The sequence below is a fragment of the Sinomonas sp. genome (assembly GCF_051955515.1).
Classification (GTDB): domain Bacteria; phylum Actinomycetota; class Actinomycetes; order Actinomycetales; family Micrococcaceae; genus Sinomonas.
Genome location: NZ_JBQCGQ010000309.1, coordinates 1 through 6,967 on the forward strand (window position 1 = coordinate 1; position 6,967 = coordinate 6,967).

Sequence of the window (6,967 nt, forward strand, 5' to 3'; positions counted from 1 at the left end):
GTGTAGCTCAGGAGACCTCGACGAGATCCTCGCCGGCGGACGCGCCCCACGACGCCGGGTGCGCGCTGACCGTGGCGGGAGGACGACGGCGGCCGGGCAGCCGCCGTCGTCCCTCCGCCAGAATCTGCTCACTGACGAGGTAGCCAGACCCGCCGCCAAGCCCGGGACCCGGGTGAGTCGCCGCGCCGAGGTGCCACAGCCCCGCGAGGTGCGTCCGGTGGCGCGCGCCCGCAGGGAACGGCCGCCAGAGGAGATTCTGGTAGAGCTCCGCCGAGCCACCGTATGGGTCGCCGTGCACGGCATTTCGGTTGGCAGCCCGCAGATCGGCGGGGGAGAGGACCTTGATTCCGAGGACCGAGGAGCGCAGTCCCGGGGCGAAGGGCTCGATCCGGTTCACGACCCGCTCCGCATACGCGGTTGCGAGCCGAGGCGTCCAGCCCTGGCCTACGTCGAGCTCGCCGGCGGCGTCGCCGGTGGGGCGGAACGGAAGTTCCTGCAGTTGGATCCACAGCGTTGCTTTGCCTTCCGGCGCGCGCGTCGGGTCGAGAACGCATTGCTGGCCTACGACGACGGTCGGCGAGGCAGGCAGGACGCCCGCCTCAGCTTGGGCGCACGCAATCCCGGTGCTGCCGGAGCCATTCGAGAGGTGGACCAGGGGCACCTGGGCGAGGCGGACGTCGTTCCACGCGGGCGGTGTGTCGAGGGCGAGGTGGATCTGCATGGCTGCCCGGCCGGAGCGGTGGGTGGAGGCCTGGTCCCGGACCGCCGATGGTATGGCGCTCGCGGGCAGCAGGTTCCGGTACAGCTCGCGCGGCGAGGTCGAGGCCAGGACGCCGTAGCGGGCCTCGAAGCGTTCGAAGACCGTCTCGGCCGCGTCGGCCCGACCGTCGCGAACGATGATGCGATCGACGGGAAGGCCGAGTTCGATTCGGACCCCGCGACTGCGGAGGAGCCTCTCGAAGGCAGTCACAAAATTGCGTGCGCCGCCCTCAACGACCGGCAGGCCGGAGCTGTGCATCGTGAGGGCCATGAGGGGGAGCATCGCGCCGCCCGTGGCGTGGTCCGGGGCCAGTCCGGCGTGCAGGAGCCACGGGGTCCAGAGCTGGTCCGCCTCCCAGCCGTTAAAACGGAGGGAGGTGAAGTTGCGACCGCTCATGAGGCTGTCGCGGGCGAACTGTTCCGCCGGCCCGAGGCCGTTGCGAAGCGCCGACCACACGAGACCCAACGCCTTCTTCGAGCGGAGCTCGGACCCGAGCGTGCCGAAGACTGTGCCGGAGCGGGCGCCGAGCTCATCGAGCATGCGGGCGTAGGCCGCCCTGTCATCCTCGTGGCGGAAGGCTGCGGCCGTCTGGCCCGGATCCCGGTAGCCGATCACGGCCCGCTCCCCAGCGCCCGGAGAGACGTCAATGCTGGCCGTCACGGGACCCTCGGTGTTGCGGTAGGTCAGCCCCTGTGCGTGGAGTTCGGCCCCGAGTTCTGCGTACGCGGGGCTGGCGACGAAGAGGGGATGCCAGGAGGAAAACGTGTCGTGGACGAAGCCGGGAACGGTCAATTCCCCCGAATCGATGAATCCGCCCAATCGATCTCGCTCGTCCAGCAGCGTGACGGAATACCCGGCCCCTGCCAATCGGGCCGCCGCAACCATGCCATTGATTCCGGCGCCGATGATGACGTAATCGGATTGGATGCTCATCGTGCCAACTCCGGGTGGTGGACGGTGGCGTGGTAGGTCCCGCCGTGGAAGACGAGGGGCTCCCCGCCGCTGTTCGTGTATTCCTCGACGTGGCCGATGTAGACCACGTGGTCGCCGGCGTCGTGCCGGGCAACGGTGCGGCACTGGAACGTGGCCACGGCGCCGCCGATGAGCGGGACTCCCGAGACGCCTTCCTCGCAGTGGACCCCTGCGAATTTGTCCTCGGCGGGCGTGGCGAATTGGCGGGAGAGAACGTGTTGATCGGATGCGAGGACATTGATGGCGAAATGCGTTGATGCTTCGAAATCCTGCAGGCTCGGCGCCCGCTTGCTCGGACACCAGAGCACGAGCGGAGGATCCATCGAAACCGATGTGAAGGAATTTGCGGTCATTCCCACGCGGGCGCCGTCGGTCGAGCGGGTCGTCACCACAGTGACGCCTGTGGCAAATTGCCCGAGGGCTGAGCGGAAATCGCGGGCGTCGAACCCGTAGCGCCCTTGTCGTGAGGCCCACTCGAGCACTCCGCGCGCCTCCTCTTCATCGAGCCACCACGGATAGACCGTGCGCGGATCGTCGAAGCCGTTCGCGATCGCTGATGCGAGGACCGGGTGCTCCTGGGCGCCGGAAAGGAGCTCGAAGTGGAATGGCCGGAGTGGTCGAAGCAGCGAATTCGTCCAGCCGGTGGACCACTGCCCCCAGCCGCGCCAGAATTCGTCGAACGTCTCGCGCATCCAAGCCTGATCGAAGGGCTCGGATCCCCGCCTGCGGATCGATTCCGCCACATAATGCGCGGCGAGCGTGGCATTGTTGGAGCCCTGGCCCGTGAGTGGGTCGTTGAGGACGACGGCGTCCGCAAGCCCCAGCACCGCCGCACCATTGGGGAGGATCCCGACGGCGTCGCGCACCGTCGGCGTGAGGCGGCCCCTGAGCACGGCGCGCTTGTCGGCGAGCTCAGCCCCCTCGAAGGCCTCGGCCTCGTGGGGGAAGTGCTCGCGGAGCAGCCGCAGTGACGTGGCGAGGTGTTCCTCGGGGCTCTGCACTCCGTCCCAGATGTCCATCGGGCCGCCGGGGACGCCCTCGAAGACCATCATCTGGCACGGTCCCGTGACCGTGATTCCCGGGAAGGTGAAGAACTCGCCGACTCCCGGAACGATCGACATGCGGAGGCCGCTCTGGGCTGGGAGGCTCGTGCCGCCGTCGTCCGTTGTGCCCTCATTGGTTCTACCGAACCGCACATAGGTGACGGCCGTGGCCCGCTGGGGGCGATCGAAACTCGAGCGCTTCCGGTCCCGCGCGAAGACCTGTCCGAGCTCCCCCTTGCCTGAGCACACGAGCACCAGGTCGCTGCGCGCGGCGAAGTCCTCGAGCATGCGGACGGTGACCTTCTCGATCCGGAAGTCGCCGCCGCGGGCCACGAAGTCCTCGATCCACTGGGCGCACTTCACGCGTTGGTCGATAGAGAGCGCCGGGCGATCCAGCTCGGCCTTCCACGCGATGGGTTCCCGGCCGGGCGCACCAGCGATGGTGAGCGCCAAGGATCCGATGCCGACGGCGGCCCGCTCCTCTGGGTCCACCCGCACCTCGCGCTGCACATCGAGGGCGCCCGAGAAGACGCACTGGCTCGACGTGATGGAGCTGCTGCGGATCTGCTCGGCCGAGCGGTCCGAGACCAGTGTGACCGCATACCCGAGGTCCTGGAGGGCCAGTGCCGTCTGAGCACCGGCTTCGCCGGCTCCGACAATGGTGATGCTGCGCATTGTTCTGTCTTTCTCGTTCATGCTCGGCTGGTCGCGCCCTGGAGGCTGCCGAGATAGCGCTGGGCAGAATCCGGATCCATGAACCACTCGAAGAAATCCGGCGGGAAGTCGAAGCCGTTCGCAAAACGGGCCGCAATTTCGGGAATCTCGGCCGCCGCGCCAAGAAGCGTCAGCACGTGCTCGGGCGGCGGGGCCAGCATCGCATTCGTCCACGTGGCCACGAACTGGGCGTAATCCCAATAGCGCTCGAACGTCGCCTGCTGGAATTCGGGAGTGTATGGGCGGTCGCCGTGCGCGACGATCGATTGCAGGTACGAGGCCGCGCACTTCGAGGCGTTGTTCGAACCTTGGCCCGTGATCGGGTCGTTGAGGACAACGACGTCGGCCATCCCCAGAACCGTCCGACCCGAGGGAAGCGTGACGACCGGGCGGCGGACGGTCGGCGCGAAGCGGCCCTGGAGGATGCCGAGATCATCGGTGAGCCGGACGTCGGTGCACCGCTCAGCCTCCCACGGGAGGTAGGCGCCGAGAATGTCGAGGGATTTCGCGAGATGCTGCTCGGGGGAGAGGCCCTGCCACGAATCCATCGGCCCACCGGGAATTCCCTCGAAGACCCTAATGTCGCACGGGCCGGAAACCGTGAGGGCAGGGAAAGTGAAGTATTCGCCAACTCCGGGAATGAGATTGAAATTGACCGCGGAATACTCCTCCCGGGGGCGCATTCCGTGAACATAGGTGAGGGCAAGCGCGCGTTGGGGAGCGTCGTGCAGGCTGCGCTCGCCGTCGCGCTCGAAGAGCCGCGCGATCTCGCCCTTCCCCGCCGCCACGAGCACCAGTTCGCTCTCCTGCGTGTAGCGTTCGAGGTCCTCGACACCCGCGTCCTCGAAGACGAGTTCGCCGCCGCGGCTCGTGAAGACCTCCATGAGTGCCGGGAACTTGACGCGCTGGTCGATGGACTGGGCGGGGCGGTCGAGCGGGTGCGCCCAGTTGATCGCCTTCACGCCGGGTGCTTCGGGCGGGGCGACGGTGAACGCGATGCCCTCGACTTTCGGGGCGTCGGGCCAGAGGTCGAGACCGAGGGCGGCCTCGTGAGCGAGGGCTTGGCCGAACATGCACTGGCTTGAGGAGACCCTCCCGCCCGCGATCTCCTCGGCGGTGCGGTTGGAGACGAGCCGCACGGCGTAGCCCTCGGCGAGCAGCCCGATGGCCAGCTGGAGACCGGACTGGCCGGCGCCGACGATGGTGATGGAGCGCTGTGACATTGGTGTGGATCCTTCTGGTCGTTGGGGCTAGCGGCGGGGAGGGGTCTGGGATGGGGTCGCGCTGGAGGCTGCTTCGCGTTCGCGGAAGTCGACCCAGTGCTGGTGCGCGAGACGGCGGGACATCATCGGGACACACCTCCTTTCGCCAGCAGAGGGATCGCCGGTTCGTTGCGCTCGGGGCCGAGGGCGGAGTAGCCGCCGTCCGCGGCCCAGTCGGCGCCCGTCACCACCGAGGCGGCGTCCGAGGCGAGGAAAGCGACCACGGCGCCGATCTCCTCCGGGCGTCCCACCCGCCCGAGCAGATGGAACGGGGCGGCGACGGAGTCGACGTGCACGAGGTCGCCGCCGCTCAGGGTGTCCATGATCTTCGACCACGTCCAGCCCGGGCTCACCGAGTTGACGCGGATGCCGTCCGCGGCGAAGTCGGCGGCCATGCTCCGCGTGATCTGGACGAGGGCGGCCTTGCTCGCCGGATACAGCCAGCGGCCGGTCTGGGCGACCGAGCTTGAGATGGAGGTGAAGTTGACGATCGAGCCGTGGCCCGATTCCGCCAGGAGTTCCCGCACTGCGCGGGCCACCATGACGGCGCTCACCACGTTGACGTTCAGCGTGTTCAGCCAGTCCGCGCGGTCGGAGGCGGCGCCGTCGTCCACATACGAGCAGGCCAGGTTGACGAGGATGTCGAGGCGACCGTAATCCCGCTGGAGATCGGCGGCCAAGGCGGCCAATTCGCCGTCGTCCGTGATGTCGGTGAGGCGGAATTCGACTGAAGGATGTTGTGCAACCTCGGTGCCGCCCACCTCGTCGATATCGACGACGACGACGCGGCAGCCTTGCGCTGCGAGCGCCCCCACCACGCCTTGGCCCACCAAGGTGGCGCCGCCGGTGACGAGGGCTACACGTCCGTCGAGGGTTCCCATTTCCAAGCTCCTTGCGTTGTGACCTGTGCCATACTTGGCCTAGTCACGACGCTACGTGCGCTGCTTCGGGCCCTCTATCCGATCCGCGCAGGGGCTGTCCGATAGGCGCAAAGTGGCCGATCCGCGCAAGGCGGCGCTTCAGCAGGGAGGCCCTCCATGCTTTCACCGACACTCCGCTTGCCCCGCCCGGAGCAAGTGCTCGACGCGCGGTCGACCCTCGCCATCGCCGACGCCGACGAGGCCGAGGAGCAGATCGCCAAGCTGTTCTGCGACCACCGCCTCGAGCCGCTCGAGGCCGGCGGGCACGTGGACCTCAAACTGCGCTCGGCGCAGACGCCGTCAGTCGGCGTGCATCTCCTCGACTACGGCGCCGGGGTTCGGATCAGTCCGCGGGCGCTCGAGTCGTTCTTCCTCCTGCAGATGCCCTTGCAGGGCAGGGCGACGATGGTCTGCGGGAACGAGACCGTGAAGTCCGATGCGCGGGTCGCGACGCTTCCGCCGGTTGATCGCGATTTCTCGATGACGTGGGAGGCGGGGACTCCGCAGCTCATCCTGTACGCGGCGCTTCCGGCGATGGAGCAGGCCGCGCAGAAGATGTTCGGGGCCGAGTTGAGCGGTGGGCTGCGGCTCGGGCATTCGCTGGACCTCAAGGGGGCTGCCGGCCAGGCGCTGCTGAGGGCTGCGTTCGAGTTTCACGATGCCGTCAACGGCGCCGATCCTTCGGCGTACACGCTGAAGCTGCTCGAGGAAGCTGTGCTTCAGCGCTGGCTGCTGGCGGTGCCCAACAACGTGGGGCATTCGCTGGGCCAATGGGAGGGCGGCCTTGCGCCCGCGGGTGCCGTCGCCTCGTCGAATGGGGCGACCGCACGGCTCGTCCGCCGCTTCAACGAGCTCCTCGAGCGTCACTTCACGGAGGACGTCATGGTGTCCGAGCTCGCCGAGGCCTTGGGCGTTCCGCTGCGCACCCTGCAGGCCGCCGTCGCCGCCGAGACGGGATCGACGCCGACGGCGCTGCTCCGGACGTCGCGACTCCTCCGAGCGCGGCGCATGCTCGAGGAATGCGAGCCGAGCGAGCAGAGCGTCACGATGATTGCGCAGGCCTGCGGCTTCGGGCACCTCGGGAGATTCGCGCAGGCGTACTACGCGGCCTTCGGCGAGGTGCCGTCGGCGACGCTGCGCAGTTAGCCTCGCGGCACAGCCCACACACAAAGCTTGCGCCGTCACCTCCGCCGGGTGTGTACCCGGCGGAAGGGACGGCGCACCGGGTTTGTGGGGGGCGGCCGCAGAATAACGCGGTTCCTAGCGGTCCCCATGGGCCGCCTCGGCTACGCGCGC

At 68.4% G+C, this 6,967-nt stretch carries 5 protein-coding genes; 1 reads left to right on the plus strand and 4 read right to left on the minus strand.

Going from position 1 to position 6,967, the window contains the following annotated elements; all coding sequences use genetic code 11:
- Positions 1-7: 7 nt before the first annotated feature.
- The 4 genes from ACTHL9_RS18405 to ACTHL9_RS18420 all read right to left on the minus strand — a co-directional run bounded on the left by ACTHL9_RS18405 (position 8) and on the right by ACTHL9_RS18420 (position 5,632).
- Positions 8-1,693, minus strand: coding sequence for a phytoene desaturase family protein (locus ACTHL9_RS18405; protein WP_440520712.1), 1,686 nt, complete (start codon positions 1,691-1,693; stop codon positions 8-10).
- Positions 1,690-3,450 (minus strand): flavin reductase, encoded by a 1,761-nt coding sequence (locus ACTHL9_RS18410; RefSeq protein WP_440520713.1) that lies wholly within the window; start codon positions 3,448-3,450, stop codon positions 1,690-1,692. Before ACTHL9_RS18410 ends, ACTHL9_RS18405 begins: the two co-directional genes overlap by 4 nt.
- A gap of 17 nt (positions 3,451-3,467) precedes the next feature.
- Positions 3,468-4,712 (minus strand): styrene monooxygenase/indole monooxygenase family protein, encoded by a 1,245-nt coding sequence (locus tag ACTHL9_RS18415; protein ID WP_440520714.1) that lies wholly within the window; start codon positions 4,710-4,712, stop codon positions 3,468-3,470.
- Positions 4,713-4,834: 122 nt separating this feature from the next.
- Complete coding sequence (locus ACTHL9_RS18420) at positions 4,835-5,632, minus strand: SDR family oxidoreductase (protein WP_440520715.1); 798 nt, start codon at positions 5,630-5,632, stop codon at positions 4,835-4,837.
- A gap of 156 nt (positions 5,633-5,788) precedes the next feature.
- Here ACTHL9_RS18420 and ACTHL9_RS18425 point away from each other — a divergent pair, with 156 nt between their 5' ends.
- Positions 5,789-6,817 (plus strand): AraC family transcriptional regulator, encoded by a 1,029-nt coding sequence (locus ACTHL9_RS18425; protein WP_440520716.1) that lies wholly within the window; start codon positions 5,789-5,791, stop codon positions 6,815-6,817.
- The last annotated feature ends 150 nt before the right edge of the window (positions 6,818-6,967 follow it).

Coding starts and splice junctions, on each gene's coding strand:
- ACTHL9_RS18415 (WP_440520714.1), bottom strand. CDS start 4,712: ATGTCACAGCGCTCCATCACCATCGTCGGCGCCGGCCAGTCCGGTCTC.
- ACTHL9_RS18410 (WP_440520713.1), bottom strand. CDS start 3,450: ATGCGCAGCATCACCATTGTCGGAGCCGGCGAAGCCGGTGCTCAGACG.
- ACTHL9_RS18425 (WP_440520716.1), top strand. CDS start 5,789: ATGCTTTCACCGACACTCCGCTTGCCCCGCCCGGAGCAAGTGCTCGAC.
- ACTHL9_RS18405 (WP_440520712.1), bottom strand. CDS start 1,693: ATGAGCATCCAATCCGATTACGTCATCATCGGCGCCGGAATCAATGGC.
- ACTHL9_RS18420 (WP_440520715.1), bottom strand. CDS start 5,632: ATGGGAACCCTCGACGGACGTGTAGCCCTCGTCACCGGCGGCGCCACC.